This is a genomic window from Micromonospora sp. NPDC051196 (genome assembly GCF_040682415.1).
In the GTDB taxonomy this organism is placed as follows: domain Bacteria; phylum Actinomycetota; class Actinomycetes; order Mycobacteriales; family Micromonosporaceae; genus Micromonospora.
Map to the genome: position 1 here is coordinate 379,171 of NZ_JBFBAY010000002.1, position 24,388 is coordinate 403,558.

Sequence of the window (24,388 nt, forward strand, 5' to 3'; positions counted from 1 at the left end):
CCACGGGCTGGGCGGGAGGCCCGAGCGTTGCTCAGTCGACCACGTTCCCGGCGGCGACGGCGGCCCGCAGCTCGCTGACATCGAGCGAACCGGTCGGCACGTCGCGTTCGACCGGCAGGTACATCCGTTGCACGGCGGCCACGATCGCCTCGACGAGCTTGTCCCGAAACCGAGGATCGATCAGCCGCCCGCGGTCCTTCGGCGAGGTGAGGTAGCCGACCTCGATGCGTACCGCCGGCATGCGGGTGAGCCTGAGCAGATCCCACGCCTTGGCGTGGGTACGGCAGTCCCGCAGCCCGGCGCGCGTGACGATCTCCCGCTGGACCAGTCCGGCCAGCCGTTCGCCGGTTGCCGAGGTCACCCCGTTGTCGGTGCCGTAGTGGTACGTCGCGACCCCCTCGGCGTCCGGATTGGCGTGCCCGTCGGTGTGCAGCGAGATGAACACGTCCGCGCCGAGGGAGTTGGCCAACTGGGCCCGGTCGATGTCGGGCAGGCAAGTCTCGGGCGCGGGTCCCCGGGTGAGCTGCACCCGTACGCCCGACGCCGCGAGCCGGCCCTCCAGGCGGCTGGCGAGGTCGTGCATCAGATCCGCCTCGGTCCAACACAGTGCCCCGTCGGGCACGACCACACCGGGGTCGGTGCCGCCGTGGCCTGGGTCGATGACCACCGTCCGGCCGACCAACGTGGGACCGGACTGCCGGATGGCGTCGGACTCGCGCAGCCACTGCGGTCGGCCGCCGACCACCTTGCGGCCGAGCCGGCGGAGCGCCCCCATGGTGTGCGGGCCGCAGGTGCCGTCCGGGGTCAGCCCCACCTCACGCTGGAACTGGGCTACCGCCCGCGAGGTTCGGATGCCGTAGATGGCGTCGGCTCGACCGACGTCGTACCCCATCTCCAGGAGCCGTTCCTGCAATGACCGGACATCCTCGCCGGTGAGCGGCACCGGCACCGCGTGGTAGAGGGTGCGGGCACCGAGACGCCAGCGGGCAGCGTCGAGGGCACGCCAGGTCTCGGCGCCGACCCGACCGTCGACGCTGAGCCCCCGGGACTGTTGGAAGGCGCGTACCGCCCGCTCGGTGGCGGCGTCGAACTCGTCGTTGTACGGGCCGGTGGCCTTCGAGAGCAGGTCGAGGCTGGTCAGCACCGCACGGATTTCGGTAACAGCGGGTCCCCGGTCACCGGGACGGATCGGACGCACGCACGACCCCCTCTGTACGGTCGGTGGCTGGCCGGGCCCGTCGGCGGCGCGCGAACCGCGACGAGGACCAGGTGGTCACCGGCGTCCGGCGTCCCCTGGATTCGAGGTTATGCGCTGGCGATCCGCAGGGATGGAAAACGCCTCGACCCCGTGCCGGCGAGCCGGACACGGGGTCGAAATGGCGGTGTTGCCGGTCTCAGAGAGCCGACTGGATCAACTTGACCAGCTCACCCTTGGGCTTGGCGCCCGCGATCGACTGCACCGGCTCGCCGTTCTTGAACACGGTGAGGGTCGGTACCGACATCACCCGGTAGGCACGCGCCGTCTCCGGGTTCTCGTCGATGTTGAGCTTGACGATGCTGACCTGGTCACCCATCTCGCCGGCGATCTCCTCCAGCAGCGGCGACACCTTCCGGCACGGTCCGCACCACTCGGCCCAGAAATCCACCAGGACCGGCTTGTCGGACTTGAGTACGTCGACGGCGAAACTAGCGTCGGTGACCGACTTGGTTGCTCCCACTGTTTGGTCCCTCCTGCATCGGTGTGTCTCGTTCAGTCCTGGGGCAGCGTGGCGATGAAGCGTTCCGCGTCGAGTGCGGCCGCGCAGCCGGTGCCGGCGGCGGTGATGGCCTGCCGGTAGGTGTGGTCGACCAGGTCACCTGCGGCGAACACACCCGGGATGCTGGTCCGGGTGCTGGGTGCCTCGACCTTCACGTACCCCTCGTCGTCCAGTTCCACCTGCCCGCGGAACAGCTCACTGCGCGGGTCGTGGCCGATCGCCACGAAGACGCCGGTCACGTCGAGCACCTTGGTCTCGCCGGTGTGCACGTTGCGGACCCGCGCCCCGGAGACCTTGCCGTCCGCGCCGAGGATCTCCTCCACCACGGAGTTCCACTCGACCTTGATCTTGTCGTTGCCCAGCGCCCGCTCGGCCATGATCTTGCTGGCGCGGAACGAGTCCCGACGGTGGATGATGGTCACCGACTCGGCGAAGCGGGTCAGGAAGCTGGCCTCCTCCATCGCCGAGTCACCGCCGCCGACGACCACGATGTGCTGGTTACGGAAGAAGAAGCCGTCGCAGGTGGCGCAGGAGGAGACACCGTGGCCCAGGTACTCCTGTTCACCCGGTACGCCCAGCGGACGCCAGGCGGAGCCGGTGGCGAGGATGACGGCCCTGGCCTGGTAGGTGGTGTCGCCGACCCAGACGGTGCTGAGCGCGCCCGGGTGGCCGGTGTCGGTCAGCTCGACCCGGGTGACGTCATCGGTCAGGAACTCCGCGCCGAACCGCTCGGCCTGCTTGCGCATGTTGTCCATCAGCTCGGGGCCGAGGATGCCGTCGGCGAAGCCGGGGAAGTTCTCCACCTCGGTGGTGGTCATCAGCGCGCCGCCGGACTGCACGCCCTCGATGATCAGAGGCTTGAGGTTGGCACGGGCTGCGTAGACCGCTGCGGTGTAGCCGGCCGGCCCGGAGCCGATGATGATCAGGTTGCGGACCTCGTCCACTGCCGTCTCCCAATCGTGTTGACTGTCGACATCGACGAATGCGCCGATGTCGAACCGAGTGCCGACGCGGCGGCAACTGACTTCCAGAACGTCATCGTAGGAACCGGGGATTCCCGAGCCGGTCATCCGGTGGGTCACGTCACGTGGACGGCCAAACGTCCGGTGACTGCCGACTCACCCTACCCGCGTACGGTAGCGGCTGTCCGAGCCGGACCCGGGGATACCACACTCGGGGCCGCTGACCCACGCCCAGCGGGTGCCGGAGGCGTCGGTGAAGCGGACCACCAGCGCCGGGAGTCCCTGGAAGCGGGCGTACTCGATGTCCTCGAAGACCAGCGGCGGTGAGCCGTGTTCGGTGCCGATGTCAGCCAGGCAGGCGGTCAGCGCCGACTGGTCGTCGAGTCTGGCCAGGTCTGCGGGGCCGGCCATCCGCTCGCTGCTGGCGCTGGCGTCCGGTGCCTCAGGGCCGGCGAACGTGCTGATCTTTGCGTCCGGCTCCGTGGCCAGTTCCTGCGGGGTGTAGTCCGTCTCGGTGTGCCGCTGGGGAGTGCCTCCCGGCACCGAACTCCGCTCCGGCCAGGCGCCCGCCGCAGCCTGCTCGGGGCCGTCCGGGCGTTCCTGTGCGTACGGGGTGACGACCTGATCGCTCAGCGCGGTGCCCGCTGCCGTGTCGCCGCCCTGGTCCGGCCGGACCAGTTGCAGCGCCCCCAATCCGACGACCGCCGCGGCGGCGAGGGCGACCGGCCCGGCGACCCGGGCCCAGCGGCGGCTTCGCCGACCCGGCCGGGTGGCGGTCCGATCCTGACCGGGCCGTGGTGTGCCGCCGGGCCGACGGCCACCGAGTGGTTGGGCCGGCACCAGGGACGGCCGCCCGATACCGGTGGAAGCGTGATCATCGGTGTGGTCCGAGCCCACTGCCGGGGCGTCCGAGACCAGCAGGTCGGTGTCGCCGTCGTCGGGTAGGGCAGCGGGAAGATCGGCGGCGTCGAGCGCGGCGTGGATCCGATCGGCGATCTCGGCCGGCATCTCCAGCGTGCTCTCGCCCCAGCCGAGCAGATCGGTGCGGACCTCGGCGACGGCCGGAGCCAGCAGCGCGTGCGCCCGCGCCCAGGACGGATCCTGCGCGATCAGTCGGGCGATCTCGGCCTGCTCCGGGGTGCCTTCCAGAGCACCGCCGAGGTAGTCGGCGAGCAGGTCGTGGTCGACCTCGCTGAACTCCCCGGCAGTCACGTTTCCTCCTGGTTGACATCCGGCCCCCAGGACCGTCCCGACCCCGATCGGACGCCCCGCTGGGCTCTCGGGTTCCCTCGGGTGACCGCCGGCACTTCCGAAGCTGCCTCATCACTGTTGGTCCGCAAGTGCCCGAGCAGCACGGCCAACCGGGCTCGCCCTCGGGCGCACCGGCTCTTGACCGTCCCCTCGGCCACGCCGAGGATCCGTGCGACCTCGGCGACCGGGTAACCCTGCACGTCCACCAGGACCAACGCGGCCCGCTGCTCGATCGGCAGCGTGGCCAGGGCATCCCGGACGACCAGCGCGGTGTCGTGGTCGCGTACCGGTGCGGCGGGCTCGACCCCACCGGTGCCGTGGCCGTCGCTCGGCTCCCGGACCCCGTCGGGCAGTGGCACGGTGGGATGGGCCTGGCGTCGGCGAATCCGGTCGAGGCAGGCGTTCACCACGATCCGGTGCAGCCAGGTGGTGACGGCCGCATCGCCCCGGAACCGGCCGGCGGCCCGGTGCGCCGACAACATGGCGTCCTGGAGGGCGTCGGCGGCCTCCTCGCGGTCGCCGAGCGTACGCAGGGCCACCGCCCAGAGCCGGTCCCGGTGCCGCTGGAACAGCTCACCGAAGGCATGCCGGTCACCAGCCACGTGGGCGTGCAGCAGGTCGAGGTCACTGACCGTCTCGTCCACCGCTGCTCCACCTGCCCGGCCCGAACCGCTACCCCTCGCTGCCGCCATCGTCAGGCCCGATCGGGGCACCACTTCGGCCGGGCTCGGCTCATGACCCCTGGACCGTGATCTCGTTGACCCCGACCTTGTAGCCACTCCCGTTCGGCGGCAGGTCGGTGATCCAGAACAGCAGGTAACGGTACTTCTGGTCGGCGTCGAAACCGTTGAAGGTCATCGTGGTCCCGTCGTGCGCCTCGAACGGCTGACCGATCGGGTTCTTCTTGTACGCCTGGAGAATCGCGTCGTCGCCCTTGTTGGTCGAGGGCTGGTCGATGGTGCCGGTGAGCAGTTCGGCGGAGGCGCCGGTGTCGGAGAGGTTCACCTGCACCGACTTGATGGTGTGCTCGCCGCCCAGGTCGATCCAGACGCCCATGCCGCGCTTGTAGTTGCCGAAGTTGCTGCTGCCCCGATAGGTCTGCGTCGACCAGCCTTCGTCCCGGTCGCCGTCGAACACCTTCTCGGCGTCACGGACCTCGGCCCGGTCCCGGCTGTCCGGGTCGATGATCCGGGCGGCGCTGATCTTCAAGTTCCGGATCGTCGGCGCCGCTGGCTCCTCGCTCACCGGCGTGCTGGAACTGGGCGCGGCGACAGGGTTGGCCTGCGGAGTGTCCTCGCCGTCGCCGAGGGTGCTGATGCCTATGAGCAGGCCGACCAGGGCGACCGCGAGCAGACCCGCGATGCCCAGGGCGACCTTGCGGCCACCGGCGGCGGCCAACGGCGACGGCTCGTCACCGGTCTCGGCGGCGAAGCGCAGCGGACCGTTGGTGTCGAGGTAGTCGTCGTCGGGTACGTCGAGCCGGGCCAGTTCCGCCGCCAGGACGTCCGAGGAGGGCGGCGCGATGTCGGCGTCGAGCAGATCCATGGTGAGGTCGTCCAGGTAGGCCGGCACACCGGCACGTACCTGACGCGGGGCCGCAGCGGCACCATTGGCGTCGCGTACGGCGTCGGGGATGGCCGCCCGGCCGTGCCCGGCGGTGGCGCCCCGCAGCGGCGCCTCGGCGTGCGGCCAGTAGCCGGTCAGGGCGAAGTAGAGGAGGCCGCCGACCGCGCGGACGTCGCTCTGCTGGCTGTCCGCACCGTCGGTCCGGGCGTCGGCCAACACCACCCGGCCGTCGTCGCTGATCATCACCGTGCCCGGGTGCACGTTGCCGTGCACCATGCCGGTGGCGTGCACTGCCGCCAGGGCACTGGCGACCGCGTTGCCGACAGCGGTGGCCCGGGCGGCGTCCAGGGGGCCGCCGGAAACCAGTTCCCGCAGCGACTGCCCGTCGACCCACTCGCGTACCACGTAGGCCCGCTCGGCCTCGTCGATCGCGTCGTAGACGCCGACCAGGTTGGGGTGGATGACCCGACTGGCCGCGACCGCGGCCTGGAGCATCTCGGTGGCGGAATCGCCACCCGGATAGCGCAGCACGACCGCTACGGGACGGCGCAGCACCACATCGACCCCACGCCAGACCAGCCGGCCGGCGCTGTCGTTGTTGATGTGCTCGACCAGTTCGTAACGCTCGGCGAGGACCTCACCGGCCGTCGGAGCACCGAAGGTCATGACCGGCGGAGTGGTCTCGTCCGCGTCCTGACCCTCGCCGACCTGGGTCACCCGTCCTCCCTCGGTGATCTTGTCGATCGATGGACCCGCGCTGCTGGGCATGTGACTTCCCGCTCCGCATTCGTCTGACACGGGGCGACCGGTTCCGACGCGAGCCGGTGCCTGCCGTACCCGTCGAGAGCGACCTTACCTGGGTTGGCCGTCTCCCCGACATGTCATCTTCCCGCCGTGACCGACAGAGGAGTTCGCAGTAGGGCGCACTCGTCCGGTTGCGACCGATGTCAGCCACGTTGCTGGTACATGTACCAGCCAATCTAGAGGCCGCCAACAACCAGCCGTCGCCGGGGCGGAGCGGGCTGTACGCGGTGGGTCAGGTGCCAGCGGGGTTCCCGTCGATCGGCTGACCACACTCGGACTTCCGGTTGGTTATCCACAGGCCGATCCGGTAGCTGAGCGGCGACGCGCGGAGTTATCCACAGGCGCATCCCCAGCCTGGTGATCCTCGATCACGCTGGGTGAACCTGACGATCAGCGCCCGAGCCGGCGACGGATCAGGCCGATCACATCGGTGATCTCGGAGATCCGGAGCGCCATCGCCAGGCCGAGGTACGTACCACCGATCACCGCGCCGCCCACCACCAGTTGGACGATCGCCTCCAGCCGGGTCGGCGTGTCGCCGCCGGGCAGCAGAGCGACCACCAGCAGACCGACCAGCGCGGCACCGAGCGCGGCCACCGCCACCCGGCCCAGGGTGCGCAGGATCGCGCCGAGCCCGATCCGACCCACCTTCGGGCGCAGCAGCCAGGCGGAGGCGATGGCGGCGGCCAGGTACGAGATCGTATTGCCGATCATCATTCCGGACGCGGCGAAGCTCGCCGAGAAGGCCGCGAACAGCCCGATCTGTACCAGCGCACGCAGCGCCACCACCGGGATGTTCACCAGGGCCGGCGTGCGGGTGTCCGGCAGCGCGTAGAAGGCGAAGGTGAACAGTTGGCTCACCGCGAACGGCACCAGCGCCACCGCCGCGAACAACAGCACCGGGGCGGTGGCCTTCGCGTTCTGGTCGGTGAATGCTCCCCAACGGAACAGCGTGAAGGCGAGCGGGGTGGCCAGCACGGCGTAGCAGACGGCGATCGGGGCGAGCACCGCCGACACGGTGCGGGTGCCCCGGGACAGGTCGGCCGCGAGGTCGGCGAACCGGCCGTCGGCGGCGGCGGCGCTCATCCGAGGCATCAGCGCGGTGATGATCGAGACGGCGATGATCCCGTGCGCCATCATCAGCAACAGGAACACGTTGTTGTAGATCAGTGCGCCGGCGGCCTGCCCGCTGGTGCGGCTGAGCAGGTTGAAGACCACGATCAGGCCGATCTGGCTGACCGCCACGTAACAGAACATCCACGCGCCCAGCCGGCCCAGCTCACCCAGGCCGAGTGCCCGGAAGTCGAACCGGAAACGCCACCGGAAGCCGACCTTGCGCAGGGCGGGCAGCAGCCCGGCGGCCTGGATCGCCACACCGAGCAGGGTGCCGCCGCCGATCAACAGGATCCGGCCGGTGGTCATCTCGTCGGGGGCGAGGATGTCGGTGCTGAAGATCGCGATGTAGAGCCCGGCGGTGGCGATCACCACGATGTTGTTCAGGATCGGCGCCCACATCGGGGCGGCGAAGTGTCCCCGGGTGTTGAGCACCGCGCTGATCAGAGCGCTCAGGCCGGTGAAGAAAATCATCGGCAGCATCAGCCGGGCCAGCGAGGTGACCAGCGCCCGATAGTCGCCGGGCGCCTGGTCGCTCGCGTAGAGCCAGGTGAGCACCGGTGCCATGGCGACCGCGAGCAACGCCGCCGCGCCGAGCGCGACCACCGCCAGGGTGAGCAACCGCTGGGTGTACGCCTGACCGCCGTCCTGGTCGAACTTGCGCCGCCGCACCAGCACCGGGATCAGCACGCTGGTGAGGATGCCGCCGAGCAGGAACTCGTACACCATCCCGGGCAGGATCTGGGCGGTGGTGTACGCGTCACCGATCGCCGAGCCGAGCGCAGCGGTGATCGCCAAGGTGCGTAGGAAACCCGTACCTCGGCTGACCAGGCTGCCGATCGCCATGACCGCACTGTTGGTCGCGGCGCTGCTCTCGGCGACCTGCTCCGGTGGCGGGGCGACCGACTCGGCGGCGGGCTGGTTGAGCGGATCGGCGGAGATGAACGTGGCACCGTCGCCCGGCCGGCCGCCGGGCGCACCGCCCTGCTGGGCGTTCGCGCTGCGGTAGAGCCCGCCGCTCATCTGTGCCTCCAAAGGGGGTACACCGGAGCCCGCACCGGCCCGCACGCCACAGACCTTAGTCAACCCCGGCCCGTTACCCGCGCCCGGCGGAGGAGATGCCCGTCAGGACCGATAGGCTGCTGATCCGATGTCCGACGCCGCCGCATCCCACGCCACCGACCGCCGCGAACTCAGCGCCGCGCAGCGCAACGCCGTCGCCGAACTGCTCCGGGTCTCCCCGGTCGCCGACGAGTTGGGCCGCCGCTTCGCCGCCGCCGGTCACGAACTGCACCTCGTGGGCGGTTCGGTGCGCGACGCTCTGCTCGGCCGCCTCGGCGAGGATCTCGACTTCTGCACCGACGCGCACCCGGATCAGACGCTGGACATCGTGCGCGGCTGGGCCGAGGCGATCTGGGAGACCGGACGCGAGTTCGGCACCATCGGCTGCCAGCGGGACGGCCTGCGGCTGGAGATAACCACCTTCCGCGCCGAGTCGTACGACCAGGTGAGCCGGAACCCGGTGGTCGAGTACGGCACCAGCCTGACCGAGGACCTGCGTCGGCGGGATTTCACCATCAACGCGATGGCGGTGAGCCTGCCGGATCATCGGTTCACCGATCCGTACGGCGGCCTGGCCGACCTGGCCGCGAAGGTGATGCGTACCCCGGGCACGCCGGCCGAGTCGTTCGGTGACGACCCGCTGCGGATGCTGCGGGCCGCCCGCTTCGCCGCGCAACTGCGGTTCGCGGTACATCCGGACGTGTACGCGGCGATGACCCGGATGGCCACCGACCTGGACCGGATCACCGCCGAGCGGATCCGCGACGAGTTCACCAAGCTGCTCTGCGGTGCCGACCCGATCACCGGTCTGCGGCTGTTGGTCGACACCGGCCTGGCCGAGCGCTTCCTGCCCGAGTTGACCGGCCTCAAGCTGGAGATCGACGAGCACGCCCAGCACAAGGACGTCTACGAGCACACCCTCACGGTGGTACGCAACGCGATCTCGTACGAGCAGGAGGGGCCGGACTTCATCCTGCGGATGGCGGCGTTGATGCACGACGTCGGCAAGCCGGCGACCAAGGCGGTCGGTTCGGACGGTCGGGTCAGCTTCCATCACCACGAGGTGGTCGGTGCCCGGTTGACCAAGGCGCGGATGAAGGCGCTGCGCTACCCGAAGGACGTCACCGCCAAGGTCACCGCCCTGGTCGCGCTGCATCTGCGCTTCTACGGGTACGGCCGGGGCGAGTGGACCGACTCGGCGGTCCGCCGGTACGTCACCGACGCCGGTGATCTGCTGTCCCGGCTGCACAAGCTGACCCGGTCGGACTGCACCACCCGCAACCGGCGCAAGGCGGCCCAACTGTCGGCGGACTACGACGCGCTGGAGGAGCGGATCGCCCGGATCGCCGCCGAGGAGGACCTGGCCCGGGTCCGGCCCGACCTGGACGGTAACGCGATCATGGAGTTGCTCGGCGTACCGCCGGGTCCGATCGTGGGGCGGGCCTGGAAGTACCTGAAGGACCTGCGCCTGGAGCGCGGGCCGCTGGACCGCGACACGGCCGAGGCCGAACTGCTGCGCTGGGCACGCGAGCAGGGCATCGGTAGCTGAGCGTCGGCCGGGGCGGTCCGGGAAAATCTCATCTGTCCGTGCCTGGCGCCGTCCTGTGTCGACGGTCGATACGACGAAACGCCCACGTTCCGACCAAACGGTTGAGCCGCGCCTTGCGCGGCTCATTCATGATGTTGGGGCGTCTCTACTCGCGTCATCTGCCGGAGTGGGACATTCCATTGCCCGTTCGACCGCCGGTAGCGGTCGACGACAAACGGGGAGATCGCCTAGTGAAACGACGTGGCGTACTGCGCCGCTCGGCGGCAGCGGGGCTTGCCCTCGCCACCGCCTCCTCCATCCTGACCGTCGCCACCGGCGGTGTCGCGATGGCCGCTCCCGCCGACTCGGCTCGCGCCGAGGTGCGCGGCAGTGAAGGCACCGGTGTCGTGCCGGGCCGCTACATCGTCGTCCTCAAGGACAAGAAGGCCGGCTACAGCAAGGTCCGGGCGCTCGCCTCGACGCTCGCCAAGCAGAACGGCGGCACCGTCCGGCAGGTGTTCGACAAGGCTCTTGTCGGCTACTCGGCCGCGATGGACCAGCGGCAGGCGGACAAGATCTCGGCGCATCCCGCTGTGGCCTACGTCGAGCCGGTACGCCGGCTGTCGGCCAACGGTACGCAGAGCAGCCCGCCGTGGGGCCTCGACCGGCTCGACCAGTACACGGCGAAGCTGAACAAGACCTACAAGTACCCGAACACGGGCAGCAAGGTCACCGCGTACATCCTGGACACCGGCATCAACGTCAAGCACCAGGACTTCGGCGGCCGGGCCAGCATGGGGTACGACGCCATCGACCCGCCGCCGCCCACTCCGGACCCCGAGCCCACCGAGCCGACCGACCCTCCGGGCAGCGTTCAGGCCAACGCGAACGGTGACTGCAACGGCCACGGTACGCACGTGGCGGGCACCGTCGGTGGCACGAAGTACGGTGTCGCCAAGAGCGTCAAGCTGGTCGGCGTACGGGTGCTCGACTGCGACGGCTACGGCACGACCGAGCAGGTCATCGCCGGCGTCGACTGGGTGACCGCGAACGCACAGAAGCCGGCCGTGGCCAACATGAGCCTCGGCGACGTCGTCACGATCCCGTCGCTCGACGAGGCCGTGAAGCGCTCCATCGCTTCCGGCATCACCTACTCGCTCGCTGCCGGCAACTCGATGATGGACGCCTGCAAGACGTCCCCCGCCCGGGTGCCGGACGCGATCACCGTCGGGGCGACGGACCGGGTCGACATGCGTGCCTGGTTCTCGAACTACGGCAAGTGCCTCGACGTGTTCGCACCGGGCGTCAGCATCGTCTCGGCGCGGCACGACAGCAACACCGGCAGCGTGGGCTACAGCGGCACCTCGATGGCCGCTCCGCACGTGGCGGGAGCGGCGGCTCTGCTGCTGCACTCCAACCCGAGCTGGACGCCGAAGCAGGTCCGTGACCGCATCGTCACCACCGGCGTCGCGGGCGCGGTCTACGACACGAAGGGCTCGATCGACCGGATGTTGACGGTCGGCTCGATCACCTCGACCCGCAGCGGCTTCGCCTTCAAGGCCACGTCCAACGGGAAGTTCGTCACCGCCGCCAGCACCACGAAGGCGTTGGTCAACAACGGCAAGAGCCTGGGCACCGCGCAGCGCTACGACTTCGTCAACGCCGGTAGCGGCCTGATCGCGCTGCGCTCCAAGAACACCGGCCGGTACGTGGTGGCGCCGAGCAAGGGCACCAAGCCGCTGATCGCCAGCCACAAGACGATCGTCACGTCGGCGAAGTTCCAGATCATCAACCACACCGACGGTACGGTCAGCCTCAAGTCCAAGATCAACGGCAAGTACGTCACGGCGCCGAAGTCCGGCACCTCGTCGTTGAAGGCGAGCAAGACCAGCATCGGTACGTCGGAGAAGTTCACCATCGACCGGCCGGCTCCGGTGATCAGCATCAAGTCGAAGGCCAACGGCAAGTACGTCGTGGCCGGCAGCAAGCCGCTGATCGCCAGCAGCAGCAAGGTCACCACGTCGGCGAAGTTCCAGATCGTCAACGTCGGTGACGGCTTCTTCGGCCTCAAGGCCCTGGCCAACGGCAAGTACGTGACCGCCGCGAGCAAGGGCACCAAGCCGCTGATCGCCAGCGCCAAGTCGCGCGGCGTGTGGGAGACCTTCGACTTCCTCGACTACAACGGCGACGGCACGGTCTTCTTCCGGGCCAGCGACAACCAGGCGGTCTCCGCCGGATCGGCCGGCACCAAGCAGCTGATCTCGAACAAGACCATCAAGTGGTTCGAGTTCGAGCTGGGTCTCGGCAAGGGCGAGAAGTTCACCGTCTCGGCCGCGTAGCACAGCACGCACCATCCGGCGCCCGCCGGAGCACCCGGACACTCCGGGCCGCTCCGGCGGGCGTCGCCCGTTGAGGCATCAGGTGCCACGTCGGTGCGGTCTGCGCGTCGCGTTCGCGGTCGAGTGCAAGTCGTGGTCGCGAGGGCGGCGACGGCCCGGCGCGTGTTCGATGTCGGTGGCCGGGGGACAATGGGGAGATGCGTTGGACGCTGCTCGACTCGCCGATCGGAATCTTCTCCGTGGCCACCGACGGTGGCAGCGTGTGCGGGACTCACTTCGGCCCGGTCGAGACCGCGACCGAGACGCCGGCCGACGAGGTGTCCCGGCGGGCGGTGGCCGAGCTGCGGGCCTACTTCGCCGGGGAGTTGACCGAGTTCGGTGTTCCGGTGACGGTGCCTCGCGGCTCCGACTTCGAGCGGGCGGTGTGGCGGGAGATGACCCACATCCCGTACGGGGAGACGCTGACCTACGGGCAGGTGGCCCGGCTGGTGGGTGACCCCGGCGCGGCACGGGCGGTCGGGGTGGCCTGCAACCGCAACCCGATCCCGGTCATCGTGCCCTGCCATCGCATCATCGGCGCGGGCGGCAAGCTGGTCGGCTTCGGCGGCGGCCTGGACCGCAAGGTCAAGCTGCTGGAGTTGGAAGCCCGGGTCGCCCTCCAGCAAGCCTGGTCCTGACCGTCAAGCTGGCGGGTGCCAGCCGTTGCCGCTGGCCGTACCGCCTCATCCTCGGGCTCGTCCGGACCATCCTGGTGCGAAGACGCCCTTCCGTACCAGGATTTCTCTGCTTGGGGCGGGGTGCGGGTAGCTGTGAGGGCCGGGTCCGTGCGGACCCGGCCCTCACAGGTGTTGCTGTGTCAGCGCGTCAGCGCTCGGTCTCGCCGGCGATGAACGCCTCGACGGCAGCGTGCGCGTCGTGGTCGGCGTACTGCACGGGCGGGGACTTCATGAAGTACGACGAGGCCGACAGGATCGGGCCGCCGATCTTCCGGTCCAGGGCGATCTTGGCGGCGCGGACCGCGTCGATGATGACACCGGCCGAGTTCGGCGAGTCCCACACCTCGAGCTTGAGCTCGGCGTTGAGCGGGGTGTCGCCGAACGAGCGACCCTCCAGGCGGATGTACGCCCACTTGCGGTCGTCCAGCCACGGCACGTGGTCGGACGGGCCGATGTGCACGTCGCTCTTGGCCATCTCGTGCGGCACCTGGGAGGTCACCGACTGGGTCTTCGAGATCTTCTTCGAGACCAGGCGGTTGCGCTCCAGCATGTTCATGAAGTCCATGTTGCCGCCGAAGTTGAGCTGGTACGTGCGCAGCAGCTCGACACCACGGTCCTCGAAGAGCTTCGCCAGGGCCCGGTGCACGATGGTCGCACCGACCTGGCTCTTGATGTCGTCGCCGACGATCGGCAGACCGGCGTCGGTGAACTTCTGCGCCCACTCCGGGTCGGAGGCGATGAAGACCGGCAGGGCGTTGACGAACGCGCAGCCGGCGTCGATGGCGGCCTGGGCGTAGAACTTGTCGGCCTGCTCCGAGCCCACCGGCAGGTAGGAGACGACGACGTCGACCTGGGCGTCGCGCAGCGCCTGGGCCACGTCGACCGCCTCGGCGTCCGATTCCTCGACGATCTCCCGGTAGTACTGGCCGAGACCGTCGAAGGTCGGGCCGCGCTGCACGGTGACGCCGGTCGGCGGCACGTCGCAGAGCTTGATGGTGTTGTTCTCGCTGGCGACGATCGCCTCCGCGAGGTCCATGCCCACCTTCTTGGCGTCGACATCGAACGCCGCGACGAACTGCACGTCCGAGACGTGGTAGTCGCCGAAGGTGACGTGCATGAGACCCGGGACGCGGTCGTTCGGGTCGGCGTTCCGGTAGTACTCGACGCCCTGCACGAGGGACGAGGCGCAGTTACCCACACCGACGATGGCGACGCGGACGGAGCCCATCGCGTGTGCCTCCTTCTTTTCTGTCACGGCCGCTCTTTCCTGGACTCTCCAGGCGGAGGCGGGCTGTTGTCTTCTCGTCGGCCGCCGGCCGTCCCGTCGTTCGGGACCGTCGGGGCACGGCCGGAGCGCTCGTTGGCGATGAGCTCCTCCAGCCAGCGGACCTCACGCTCACAGGCCTCCAGGCCGTGGCGCTGCAGCTCCAGCGTGTACGCGTCGAGGCGCTCGGCCGCTCGGCCCAGCATGTCGCGAAGTCCTTCACGACGCTCCTCGATCGTGCGACGGCGACCCTCCAGGATGCGGAGTCGGGTCGCCCGGTCGGTGCGGGAAAAGAACGCGAAGTGCACCCCGAAGCCGGTGTCGCCGTACGTTTCCGGCCCGGTCTGTGCGATGAGCTGGGCGAAGCGTTCCTTGCCCTCCGCGGTGATGGTGTAGACCACCCGACCTCGTCGGCTGGTCAGCGCGGGAACCTCCTCGGCGGTGGCGGGTGTCTCGGCGGCCTCGGTGATCCAGCCCGCCGCCTGCAGGCGGCGCAGGGTCGGGTAGAGCGAGCCGTAGCTGATGGCTGCCCGGATCGCCCCGAGCTTGGCGGTCAGCTCCTTGCGCAGCTCGTAGCCGTGCATAGGAGCCTCCTGCAACAGGCCGAGGATGGCCAGCTCAAGCATCGGGCCACCCTCCCCTTACCCTGTGCGTGGAACGCTAACCACCGCGATGTATCGGACCGATACATCGCACCGTAGCGGCTCAATTCGGCCGGGGCAAACCCCTGATCGGTAAACCCTCGGTCCGAGGTCCCCTGGTTACAGATCGTCACGGTGGTCGCCTCGTCAGACGAGACCGCGTACCCTTTGCCGCATGCGTACGCAGCGCCAGGTCGTCGACTACTCGCTTCGGAGGCGAGCGCTGCTGCGTGAACTCGTCGCCGGCCGGGTCGGCACCTATGACCTGTGCGACGCGTCTCCGTACCTGAAGAACGCGGCTCGGTTCCATGGCGAGCCCACCGACCAGCGGTGTCCGATCTGCCGAAGCGAGAACCTCACCCACGTCCACTACATTTACGGCGACGAACTCAAGCAGTCCGCCGGCCAGGCCCGTACGGTGGCCGAGTTGTCGGTGCTGGCGATGACGCTGCGTGAGTTTCAGGTCTTCGTGGTGGAGGTGTGCCTCGGCTGTGACTGGAACCATCTGGTGGAGCAGTACCTGCTCGGGCGGGACGGACTGACCGACGGCGAGGCCGAGCATGAAACGGCCGGCGGGGTTGCCGCCGCTGCTGGAGTGAATGCTCGGCGAAGGCGAGAGGCCCAACGGTGATTCGAGCGCGATCGGCCCGCCCCGGCCGTGACGTACCTGGCCGGGGCGACCGACAGCTCGTAAGTGCGAATAGTCCGAATGATTCGGATCTGATGCCGGCTCCACGGCACCGCTGTGCCGTGCGCGTGGGTGTCGCATCTCACGGCAAACCGGTGGCGGCGCGACTGCGCTCCACCGCGACGGCAGGGTGTGAGGAATGAACTCGTACGGTGATCCCAGCTCCTCGCGCGGCCGGGCCCGGATACCGGGCCAGGACGACTCGGGGCAGGCGGACGACGCGTACCGCGGCCCCAGCGGTGACCCGCGCGGAGTCAACTGGTCAACCGGACCTGAGGGCGCGGGCTCGTCGGCTCGCGCCTCGGTAGGCGGGCGAGCCTCCGTCGGCGGCTCGGCGAGCGTACCGCCGCAGGGTCGATCCGCCGCCGGATCGGCTCCGGTCGGTCGCGCCGGGCCGGGTCGTGCGTCGGTGCCGGTATCCCCGGCGCCGGGCGGTCGTGCGTCGGTGCCGGTTTCACCCGCCCCCGGCGGTCGGGCCTCGGTGCCGGTCTCACCCGCGCCGGGTCGCGCTGGTCGTGCGTCGGTGCCGGTGTCGCCGGCTCACGGCGGGCCGGCGGGGCGGGCCTCGGTCGGAGCCGTCGGCGCGGCGTCGGCCGGCCGGGCGAGCGTTGGTTCGGCGGCCGTGGGCGGCCCCGGTGGCCGGGCTGCGGTGGCGCGGGCCAGCGTCGGCATTCCGGGTGGGCCGGGTGGGCCCGGTGGTCCAGGTGGGCCTGGCGGCCCGGGTGGACCGGCTGGTCCCGGACGGGGCGGCCGCGACCCGAAGGCGGTCGCCCGGGCCCGTAGGCGTAAGCGGATGAACCTGCTGATCGCCAGCTTCGCCGTCTTCATCATGCTGGCAGGCATCGGCGTCGTCGGGTTCACCTACTACTCGACGAACGTGGTGCTGCCCAAGGAGATCCCTCTGCCGCTGTCCACCACCGTCTACGCCAAGGACGGCAAGACGCTGGTGGCCAAGCTCGGCAACGAGAACCGCACCTTCGTCACCATCGAAAACATCCCCCAGCACGTGCGCGACGCCGTCGCCGCCGCCGAGGACCGTAACTTCTACCGGCACTCGGGTGTGGACTACAAGGGCATCGCCCGCGCCGCCTGGAACAACCTTTCCGGCGGCGACAAGCAGGGTGCCTCGACCATCACCCAGCAGTACGCCCGCAACGCCTACGAGAACCTCCAGGACGTCAGCTACGCCCGGAAGGTGAAGGAGGCGATTCTCGCCTCCAAGCTGAACGACCAGTTCACCAAAGACGAGATCATGGAGAACTACCTCAACGTGATCTACTTCGGTCGCGGGGCGTACGGGATCGAGGCGGCGGCGCAGACGTTCTTCGGCGTCAGTGCCAAGAAGCTGAACGTGGCGCAGGGCGCGGTGCTCGCCGCGATGATCAAGCAGCCGGACGCCAGCGCGACCCACAAGGGCTTCGACCCGGAGACCAACCCGACCGACGCCAAGATCCGTTGGGAGTACGTGATCAACGGCATGGTCGAGGAGGGCTGGTTGGGGGTGGCGGGCAAGCCCGAGCGCCCGACCGAGTACCCGAAGATCCAGAAAGTCAAGAAGGACAACGGCTTCGGCGTGGCCTCTCCGCGCGGCAACGTGATCAACTACGTCCGCAAGGAGATGGAGGAGTGGGGGCTGTGCTCCAACTCCGGCGCCGCTGACAAACCCAGCTGCCGTGACGAGCTACGCGAGGGTGGCTACCGGATCACCACCACCCTCGACCCGAAGATGCAGAAGGCGCTGGAGGAGATCGCCCAGGTGGGCCGCAAGGGAGCGTTCCTGGCGGACCAGCCGAAGAACCTGATGCCGGCCGTGGTGTCCGTCGAGGCGAAGACCGGCCGCGTACTGGCCTACTACGGCGGCAACAGCGGCGCGGACTTCGACTACGCGGGCCTGAACACCGACGAGAACGGCAACCTCGTCGGCGGCCACCCGCCAGGCTCGACGTTCAAGGTCTACACCCTGGCCGCGGCCATCGACGCCGGCATCTCAGTCAAGTCGTACTGGGACGCCACGCCGTTCAAGCCGGAGGGCTTCAAGGACCAGATCGTGAACGCCGGCCGGGACGTGCGGAAGAGTTGCAACAAGTCCTGCACCCTGCAGGAGTCGACCGTGCTGTCGTACAACGTGCCGTTCTTCCACATCGCGGAGCAGATCGGCACGGACAAGGTGATCGACATGGCTCGCCGGGCCGGCGTCCGCACCATGTGGAACGACAAGCTCAAGGCGTTCGACCTGATGAAGAACAAGCCGGAGGATCTCGCGCCGGGGCAGTTCGACCGGGTGGCCGCCTACGGTCAGTACCCGATCACCGTGCTCGACCACGCCAACGGCATGGCCACGTTCGCCAACGGCGGCAAGTACAACAAGGCGCACTTCGTGCGGACGGTGGAGAAGCTGAACAAGGCGACCGGTAAGTGGGACAAGGTTCCGGGCACCGGCGAGAAGCTCAAGCCGCAGCAGGTGATCCGTCCGGAGGTCGCCGACGAGGTGACCGCCGTGCTCAAGGAGATCCCGGGCAAGAACAACGCCAGCGTGCCGAACCGTCCGGTGGCCGCCAAGACCGGTACCTGGCAGCTCGGCGACACCGGCAAGAACCAGGACGCCTGGATGGTCGGCTACGACAAGAACATCGCCACAGCGGTGTGGATCGGTAGCCGCGACGTCAAGAAGCGGGCCATCGTCGACCGAGGCGGCAGCAACATCGGCGGTGGCGGTCTGCCAGGCCAGCTGTGGAAGCGGTACATGGAGCAGGCGCTTAAGGGTTACGACCCCTCCGACCTGCCCAACATCGCCGGGATCGGGGACGCGGAGGCCGGCAACGGCGTACCGCCGGCGCCGCCGCCCCCGGAGCAGCCCGAGTGCGAGCCGACGGACTTCCTCTGCCGGCTGGGCGGCGGCAACAACGGTGGCGGCAACGGCGACAACCGTGGCGGTGGCCGGGGCAACAACGGTGGTGGGACCATCCCGACCAACCCACTGCCCGGCGGTGGCGACACTCCACCGGGTGGCGGTGGCGGCGGCGGACTGCTGCCACCGAGATCGACAGATCGGGATTAATCGCGTCGACCCGTGGGCGGCCGGACACCTGTCCGGCCGCCCACGGCGCGTTCCGGGCAAGGGGCTCTGCCAGCGGCCGTACGGCGATCTGTGGTGTCGCGGTGGTTTCGGCTTCTACCCGGGCAACTGATACGGCAGGATGCACGGTCATGAGCACGAAGTCGACGCCAGGCATCGATGAATCTGATGTCATCGACCACCCGTCCCGCTCCGACGGGTTCGTTCGTGGGCTGTCCGGGCTGATCGGCGGCCCGCTCGGCGATCACGCCGTTGCTCGCGACCGCCCGAGCGGCGGGCCGGGACGGTTCTGGACGGCCGTCCGGATCGTGCTGGCGCTGACCTGCCTCACCCTCGTCCTGCACTGGGTGCAGAAGTCGCCCTGCCAGGACGGCGCCTGGGCGAACAACCAGCAGTACACCCGGTTCTGTTACACCGACGTGCTGGCGCTCTACTACGCCGAGCGGCTCAACGAGGGTGCCGTGCCCTACCGGGACCACCCCGTGGAATACCCCGTGCTGACCGGGTACTTCATGGGTGCTCTCGGGCTGCCGGTGCACGCCGCCGGTGAGGGCAACCCGGAGATCAACCAGGGGCAGTGGTTCTACAACGTCAACGCGCTCGTGCTCGGTGCGCTGGCGTTGGCCACGGTGATGGTGCTGCTGTCGCTGCGTCGGCGACGACCCTGGGACGCGGCGATGTTCGCGCTCTCCCCCGCGCTGCTGCTCACCGCCACCGTCAACTGGGACTTCCTCGCCATCGGCCTGGCCGCCCTCGGTCTGCTGGTCTGGGCACGCACCCGGGACGACCGAACCGGGCTGATACTCGCGGCCCTGTCCGGAGTGCTGATCGGGCTCGGCGGCGCGGCCAAGATGTGGCCGCTGTTCATCCTCGGCCCGATTCTGGTGCTCGCGATCCGCGCCAACCGGGTGTTCGCCGCCGTGCTGTCCATCATCACCGCCGCGGTGACGGTGGTGCTGGTGAACCTTCCGGCGGCGATTCCGTACCGGGAGAACTGGAACCGGTTCTTCGAGTTGAACACCGAACGTCCGATCGACTGGGGAACGCTCTGGTACATCGGCCGCTACCTGGACGGCAAGTTCGGCGACCCGGCCGCCATCGGCCCGTTCCAGTGGCTCAACGCGAACATCCCCACCCTGAACTACCTGTCGTACGCGCTGTTCGGGCTGGCCTGCCTCGCCATCGGTGCGCTCGCACTGCTCGCCCCGCGCCGTCCCCGCCTCGGGCAACTCGCGTTCCTCGTGGTCGCCGCCTTCCTGATCTTCAGCAAGGTCTGGTCGCAGCAGTTCGTGCTCTGGCTGCTGCCGCTGCTGGTGCTCGCCCGCCCCAAGTGGGGAGCGTTCCTCGCCTGGCAGATCGCCGAGGTCGGCTACTTCGTCGCCTTCTACGGTCAACTGCTCGGCGCCTCGACCGGTACCCCGGTCATCCCGGAGGGCGTGTTCGTGCTGGCCGCGAGCCTGCGCCTGGCCACCGTGGTGACGCTGTGCGTACTGGTCGTCCGGGAGATCCTGCATCCCGAGCAGGACGCCGTACGCCGCAACTACGCCGACGATCCCGACGGCGGCCTACTCGACGGCACCCCGGACGCGCCCTGGCTCGACCGCCTTCGCAACCGTCGACCCGCCCCCACGCCGACGCCGACCCCCGTCCCGACCACCTGAACGCCGGGGCACCCCGCTGAGGTGCCCCGGACCGTCAGAGTCGGAAGAGGATGACCGAGCCCATCTCCTCGCGGGTGATGCCCAGCCCGTCCAGCGGTGCGTCGACGCTGACCTCCCACGGCGTGTCGGCGATCTTGTCGCGCAGCACCAGCACGTTACGCACCCCGAGGGTACGCAGATAGTCGACGCTGGTCTGGTCGGGGAAGGTCATGGTCACCTGGCGTACGTCGGCGAGCTGGCGCGGGGTGAACCCGCTGCCACCGTTGACGATGTCCTGGAACCGGGTGGTGGACCAGAGCATCACCGGCTGGTCGTGGTTCTGGTCGCTGGGCAGCACCAGCAACGGGCCGCCGACCGTCCGCATGGCGGCCGGCTGGGGCGGCACCACCGGATGCGGCGTGGTGTTCGTGCCCTCGGCGAGGACCAGCATCAGCGGCACCAGGGTGGCCAGCCGCAGCCACGGGCTGGGCCAGGACGGGATCCGCTCGGCGGAGACCTCCCGGACCCGCTCGGCGAACGCGCTGACCGCGCCCGCCGCGAGCAGCCCCAGCAGGAGGGTGGCCCAGAGCATGAGCCGGCCCGGCGTACGGATGCCGTTCCAGCCTGGCAGGTGGTCGAAGAGCGGCACGTAGGTGAAGTCACCGCCGAAGAACCGGGTGCCCATCGACAACGTCATCGCCACCAGCACCCCGGCGAGCAGGAACAGGCGTTGGCGGACCGTCCAGATCGAGAAGAACAGGCCGCCGAGAGCCAGCGCGTAGAGCGCGAAGCCGGGCAGCAGCGTCATCTCCGGGTGCCACGGCAGGATGTCCCGAGCGCCCTCGTGCAGCCCACCCCAGATGCGGGACTCGCCCGGCGCGGTGACGAAGCCGCTGGCGGGAGGCGAGAAGGCGGAGATGTCATCGATCGTCCGCTCGGCGTTCGGATGCAGTTGTGCCACGGTGAAGTAGGGGATCGCCAGCAGCACACCGACACCGGCGAAGATCAGCCCGCCGATCAGGTCGGCGACGAACAAACGCTGGCCGAAGGGCCGCTTCACCCGCCAGAAGATCCGCTTCGCGAACCAGATCACGGCGGCCACGACGACCGTGCCGGCGAGGACGTACGCGAACGGCAGGCCGATGCCGAAGCCCAGGCTCAGCTGCCAGGCGGCGACCAGCCAACCGGTGTAGACCCAGCCCTCGTGCCGGCGCTCGGGTCGATAGCCGTGCCGCAGTGACCAACCGTGGCCTCGGGCGAGCATGGCCAGGGCCAGCGGGATGCCCCCGTTGGAGATCACGTGCAGGTGCCCCGCCTGGGCCAGCAGCCAGGGCGCGTAGGTGTAGCTGACCCCGGCCACTGCGGAACCGATCCGGCTCGCGCCGAGCTGACGCGCCAGCACGTACGCCCCGAAGGTGGCCAGCGCGTGGGCCAGCACGAACATGATGTTGTAGCGGAGCAGGGCGTCCTCGGGGCCGCTACCGATCAGGCCGGCTGGTGCGTAGCCGAGCAGGGTGTCGGAGAAGGCGAAGGTCCACCGCTCCGGGAAGAAGGCGTTGGAGTGCCACAGTTGGGCCGGATCGGTTCGTAGGGCGTGCCCCGACCAGGCCATCTGCCAGGCTTGCAGGCCAGGGTCCCAGTAGTCCTGGGGCAGGGTGTGCCGTGGGTAGCGCAGGGTCGGCCAGGTCATCAGCACGGCCAACGCCAGGGAACCGAGAGCGGCCAGGGTCCACTCGTGGATCAGCAGCCGGCCGGACCGGCGGGCGAGTCGTCCGTACCATCTCGGCACCGGCTCGGGTGCGGGCCCGAATGCCGCCCACGGATCCTTGTCGTCGACCTGGCCCTTGTCCTTGCCCTCGCCGTCCCCCGGCTCCTTGCCCGCACCGGTCGCCGGGCCGTCGGCCTTACCGTCCTTGCCGGTCTGCTCGGCGGTCTTGCCCTCGTCTCCCGGGGCCGCGCTCTTGTCGGCCCGGTCCGTGGCCTTACCGTCGTCTCCCGGAAGCGCGCTCTTGCCGGCCTGGTCCTTCTCCTGACCGTCGGTGCCGTCCTTGGCGGACTGTTCCCGGCCTTCTCGGCCGCCGGGCTGCTGCTCCTTGCGGTCGACCTCCGTCTGGTTGGCGCCCGGCTCGCCCCCGTCGGCCTTGTCGATCGCGGCCGGATCCTCGTCGGCGGCGGTCGGCTCCTCGGCCTCCGGCTCGCTGTCGACCTGCCTGCCGGGCGCCGGATCACCGACGGCCTGGCTGTCGTCTGCGGTCGGCCGTGGGCCGCCCGAGGGGGACTGGTCGGTCGTCATCACACCGAGGTCTCCGCGCCGAGTTGCGCACGCAGGAAAGCGATGTCGTCGCTCTGCCCGGTGGTGCCGCCCGGCGTCTCGACGATGACCGGGGCCCCGGCTGCCCGGATCACCGTCACCAGAAGCTCCGGGTCGATCGTCCCGCCGTGCAGGTTGTCGTGCCGGTCGCGGCCGGACCCGAACGCGTCCTTGGAGTTGTTCGCGTGTACCAGGTCGATCCGCCCGGTGATGGCCTTGACCCGGTCCACCAGGCCGAGCAGTTCCTCGCCACCGGCATGGGCGTGGCAGGTGTCGAGGCAGAAACCCACCTCGTGATCACCGATGGCGTCCCAGAGTCGGGCGAGCGAGTCGAGTCGGCGCGCGCACGCGTTGTCGCCCCCGGCGGTGTTCTCGATCAGCACCGGCAGCCCGAACCCGCCCGCCTCCTGCGCGTAGGCCAGGGCCTTGCGCCAGTTGTCGAAGCCGGTCGCCGGATCGTCGCCGGCGTTGACATGCCCACCGTGGACGACCAGACCCTTCGCGCCGATCGCCGCCGCCGCCTTCGCGTGAGCGAGTAGCAGCTTGCGGCTGGGAATCCGGATGCGGTTGTTGCCGGTGGCGACGTTGACGACGTACGGCGCGTGCACATAGACGTCGACGCCTGCGGTGCGTAGCTGCTCCGCGTCGGCGCGGGGCTGCGGTGCCTTCCAGCCCTGGGGATCGGCGAGGAAGAACTGAACGGCGTCGGCCGCTCGGGCAGTCGCCTCCGCCACCGGGTCGGTCGGATCGACATGGGCTCCGATAAGCATGCAGGCGAGCCTACGTCGCGTCCCCGACAGACGTGGCGACCCACCGCCGGTCGCGTCACCGCGTCTGATCGGAGTCGTTGATTTCGGTGGATGCGACAACTGCAGAGGGGGCAGCTCGTCGTCGGCCAGGGTCCGACTCGGCGGCAGTGGTTCGCATCGGCCGAGAAAAATGTCGGCAATTTTAGGATTTGCCCTGTGAAGCGCCCACTTCCGCGCTAACGTCAGGTAACAACGTGATAAAGCTCCGCGGGGCGTCTCCGGTCCAACCTCATCGGTGTGGTCGTTCCTCCCCAGGTCCCACCCAAGGAATGCGGACGAGGCGCCCTGCGGTCACGTGACCGGGGGCCCGTGTCGACAGCGACGTCGGCGCGGGCCCCCGGTTCGCTGTGCCGGTCACCTCGATGCTGGTGATCGTCCGGGCCGGGTATCCTGGTCCGGTTGTCCGCTCCCGGGCCGGGTTCCCCCGGACGGGACGGGCCACGACGCACGACCTCCTGCCACGGAAGGACCGTGGCCGCTTAGCCCACAGGAGGTGAGTAAGTCTTGCGTCATTACGAGATCATGGTGATCCTCGACCCCAGCCTCGAGGAGCGCACCGTCGCCCCGTCGCTCGACACGTACCTGAACGTGATCAGGACCGCGGGTGGCTCGGTGGAGAAGACCGACGTGTGGGGCCGCCGGCGCCTCGCGTACGAGATCAACAAGAAGGCCGAGGGCATCTACGCCGTCGTCGACCTCCAGGCAACGCCGGAGGCCGTGGCCGAGCTGGATCGTCAGCTGCGGCTCAACGAGTCCGTGCTGCGCACCAAGGTCATCCGGCCGGAGATGCGCTAAGCATTCCACCCAGCCCCCACCCGGATCTGCCTCATTCGTGCTGTCGGAGGGTTCTGAGAACCTGTA

Annotated in this window: 18 protein-coding genes; 7 read left to right on the forward strand and 11 right to left on the reverse strand. The window is 69.5% G+C overall.

What is annotated here, in order from left to right:
• Positions 1–31 precede the first annotated feature (31 nt).
• The 7 genes from AB0M35_RS07570 to murJ form a co-directional block, all read right to left on the reverse strand.
• A complete protein-coding gene (locus AB0M35_RS07570; protein ID WP_363742729.1) occupies positions 32–1,198 on the reverse strand; it encodes an N-acetylmuramoyl-L-alanine amidase in 1,167 nt (388 codons plus the stop codon).
• A 196-nt stretch (positions 1,199–1,394) separates the two neighbouring features.
• Positions 1,395–1,718 (reverse strand): thioredoxin, encoded by a 324-nt coding sequence (trxA, locus tag AB0M35_RS07575; RefSeq protein WP_131307833.1) that lies wholly within the window; start codon positions 1,716–1,718, stop codon positions 1,395–1,397.
• 32 nt (positions 1,719–1,750) lie between these two features.
• Positions 1,751–2,701: a thioredoxin-disulfide reductase gene (gene trxB / locus AB0M35_RS07580; protein ID WP_363742731.1), complete on the reverse strand. Its 951-nt coding sequence runs from the start codon at positions 2,699–2,701 to the stop codon at positions 1,751–1,753.
• Positions 2,702–2,875: 174 nt separating this feature from the next.
• Positions 2,876–3,931, reverse strand: coding sequence for a hypothetical protein (locus AB0M35_RS07585; protein WP_363742733.1), 1,056 nt, complete (start codon positions 3,929–3,931; stop codon positions 2,876–2,878).
• Complete coding sequence (gene sigM, locus AB0M35_RS07590; RefSeq protein ID WP_363742735.1) at positions 3,928–4,614, reverse strand: RNA polymerase sigma factor SigM; 687 nt, start codon at positions 4,612–4,614, stop codon at positions 3,928–3,930. Before sigM ends, AB0M35_RS07585 begins: the two co-directional genes overlap by 4 nt.
• Positions 4,615–4,702: 88 nt before the next feature.
• Entirely contained in the window at positions 4,703–6,304 is a 1,602-nt protein-coding gene (locus tag AB0M35_RS07595; protein ID WP_363742737.1) for a protein kinase family protein, read from the reverse strand.
• Between the two features lie 426 nt (positions 6,305–6,730).
• Positions 6,731–8,476, reverse strand: a complete 1,746-nt coding sequence (gene murJ / locus AB0M35_RS07600) for a murein biosynthesis integral membrane protein MurJ (protein WP_363742739.1) — start codon at positions 8,474–8,476, stop codon at positions 6,731–6,733.
• 127 nt (positions 8,477–8,603) lie between these two features.
• On the opposite strand from murJ, the gene AB0M35_RS07605 reads away from it, so the two are divergent.
• From AB0M35_RS07605 to AB0M35_RS07615, 3 genes are all read left to right on the forward strand, one after another.
• Complete coding sequence (locus AB0M35_RS07605; RefSeq protein WP_363742741.1) at positions 8,604–10,064, forward strand: CCA tRNA nucleotidyltransferase; 1,461 nt, start codon at positions 8,604–8,606, stop codon at positions 10,062–10,064.
• A gap of 230 nt (positions 10,065–10,294) precedes the next feature.
• Positions 10,295–12,382 carry a S8 family serine peptidase gene (locus AB0M35_RS07610; RefSeq protein ID WP_363742743.1) on the forward strand — a complete coding sequence of 696 codons (2,088 nt, stop codon included), beginning with the start codon at positions 10,295–10,297 and terminating at the stop codon, positions 12,380–12,382.
• A gap of 197 nt (positions 12,383–12,579) precedes the next feature.
• Positions 12,580–13,059, forward strand: coding sequence for a methylated-DNA--[protein]-cysteine S-methyltransferase (locus AB0M35_RS07615; protein WP_363742744.1), 480 nt, complete (start codon positions 12,580–12,582; stop codon positions 13,057–13,059).
• Positions 13,060–13,246: 187 nt separating this feature from the next.
• Here AB0M35_RS07615 and AB0M35_RS07620 read toward each other — a convergent pair whose 3' ends face one another.
• On the reverse strand, positions 13,247–14,326 hold the full coding sequence (locus AB0M35_RS07620; RefSeq protein ID WP_363743032.1) for an inositol-3-phosphate synthase: 1,080 nt from the start codon (positions 14,324–14,326) through the stop codon (positions 13,247–13,249).
• 23 nt (positions 14,327–14,349) lie between these two features.
• Positions 14,350–14,988 (reverse strand): PadR family transcriptional regulator, encoded by a 639-nt coding sequence (locus AB0M35_RS07625; RefSeq protein ID WP_363742746.1) that lies wholly within the window; start codon positions 14,986–14,988, stop codon positions 14,350–14,352.
• A gap of 190 nt (positions 14,989–15,178) precedes the next feature.
• Here AB0M35_RS07625 and AB0M35_RS07630 point away from each other — a divergent pair, with 190 nt between their 5' ends.
• From AB0M35_RS07630 to AB0M35_RS07640, 3 genes are all read left to right on the forward strand, one after another.
• The gene (locus AB0M35_RS07630) at positions 15,179–15,634 is read left to right on the forward strand and encodes a DUF5318 family protein (protein ID WP_363742748.1); all 456 of its coding nucleotides are present in this window, start codon (positions 15,179–15,181) and stop codon (positions 15,632–15,634) included.
• Between the two features lie 196 nt (positions 15,635–15,830).
• Complete coding sequence (locus AB0M35_RS07635; protein WP_363742749.1) at positions 15,831–18,749, forward strand: transglycosylase domain-containing protein; 2,919 nt, start codon at positions 15,831–15,833, stop codon at positions 18,747–18,749.
• A gap of 149 nt (positions 18,750–18,898) precedes the next feature.
• Entirely contained in the window at positions 18,899–20,428 is a 1,530-nt protein-coding gene (locus AB0M35_RS07640) for a glycosyltransferase 87 family protein (RefSeq protein WP_363742751.1), read from the forward strand.
• Between the two features lie 34 nt (positions 20,429–20,462).
• Here the strand turns inward: AB0M35_RS07640 and AB0M35_RS07645 are convergent, their stop codons facing one another.
• Both AB0M35_RS07645 and AB0M35_RS07650 read right to left on the reverse strand, forming a co-directional pair.
• Positions 20,463–22,700: a hypothetical protein gene (locus AB0M35_RS07645; protein WP_363742753.1), complete on the reverse strand. Its 2,238-nt coding sequence runs from the start codon at positions 22,698–22,700 to the stop codon at positions 20,463–20,465.
• On the reverse strand, positions 22,700–23,488 hold the full coding sequence (locus AB0M35_RS07650; protein ID WP_363742756.1) for a deoxyribonuclease IV: 789 nt from the start codon (positions 23,486–23,488) through the stop codon (positions 22,700–22,702). Before AB0M35_RS07650 ends, AB0M35_RS07645 begins: the two co-directional genes overlap by 1 nt.
• Before the next feature lie 543 nt (positions 23,489–24,031).
• Between AB0M35_RS07650 and rpsF the strand changes: the two genes are divergently transcribed.
• Entirely contained in the window at positions 24,032–24,322 is a 291-nt protein-coding gene (gene rpsF / locus AB0M35_RS07655; RefSeq protein ID WP_013736576.1) for a 30S ribosomal protein S6, read from the forward strand.
• Positions 24,323–24,388: the final 66 nt, after the last annotated feature.

Bases quoted from the DNA above. Each gene is read 5' to 3' on its own strand.
- AB0M35_RS07630 (WP_363742748.1), top strand. From the start codon at position 15,179: ATGCGTACGCAGCGCCAGGTCGTCGACTACTCGCTTCGGAGGCGAGCG.
- AB0M35_RS07650 (WP_363742756.1), bottom strand. From the start codon at position 23,488: ATGCTTATCGGAGCCCATGTCGATCCGACCGACCCGGTGGCGGAGGCG.
- AB0M35_RS07615 (WP_363742744.1), top strand. From the start codon at position 12,580: ATGCGTTGGACGCTGCTCGACTCGCCGATCGGAATCTTCTCCGTGGCC.
- AB0M35_RS07635 (WP_363742749.1), top strand. From the start codon at position 15,831: ATGAACTCGTACGGTGATCCCAGCTCCTCGCGCGGCCGGGCCCGGATA.
- murJ (WP_363742739.1), bottom strand. From the start codon at position 8,476: ATGAGCGGCGGGCTCTACCGCAGCGCGAACGCCCAGCAGGGCGGTGCG.
- AB0M35_RS07605 (WP_363742741.1), top strand. From the start codon at position 8,604: ATGTCCGACGCCGCCGCATCCCACGCCACCGACCGCCGCGAACTCAGC.
- AB0M35_RS07625 (WP_363742746.1), bottom strand. From the start codon at position 14,988: ATGCTTGAGCTGGCCATCCTCGGCCTGTTGCAGGAGGCTCCTATGCAC.
- AB0M35_RS07640 (WP_363742751.1), top strand. From the start codon at position 18,899: ATGAGCACGAAGTCGACGCCAGGCATCGATGAATCTGATGTCATCGAC.
- AB0M35_RS07645 (WP_363742753.1), bottom strand. From the start codon at position 22,700: ATGACGACCGACCAGTCCCCCTCGGGCGGCCCACGGCCGACCGCAGAC.
- AB0M35_RS07595 (WP_363742737.1), bottom strand. From the start codon at position 6,304: ATGCCCAGCAGCGCGGGTCCATCGATCGACAAGATCACCGAGGGAGGA.
- AB0M35_RS07620 (WP_363743032.1), bottom strand. From the start codon at position 14,326: ATGGGCTCCGTCCGCGTCGCCATCGTCGGTGTGGGTAACTGCGCCTCG.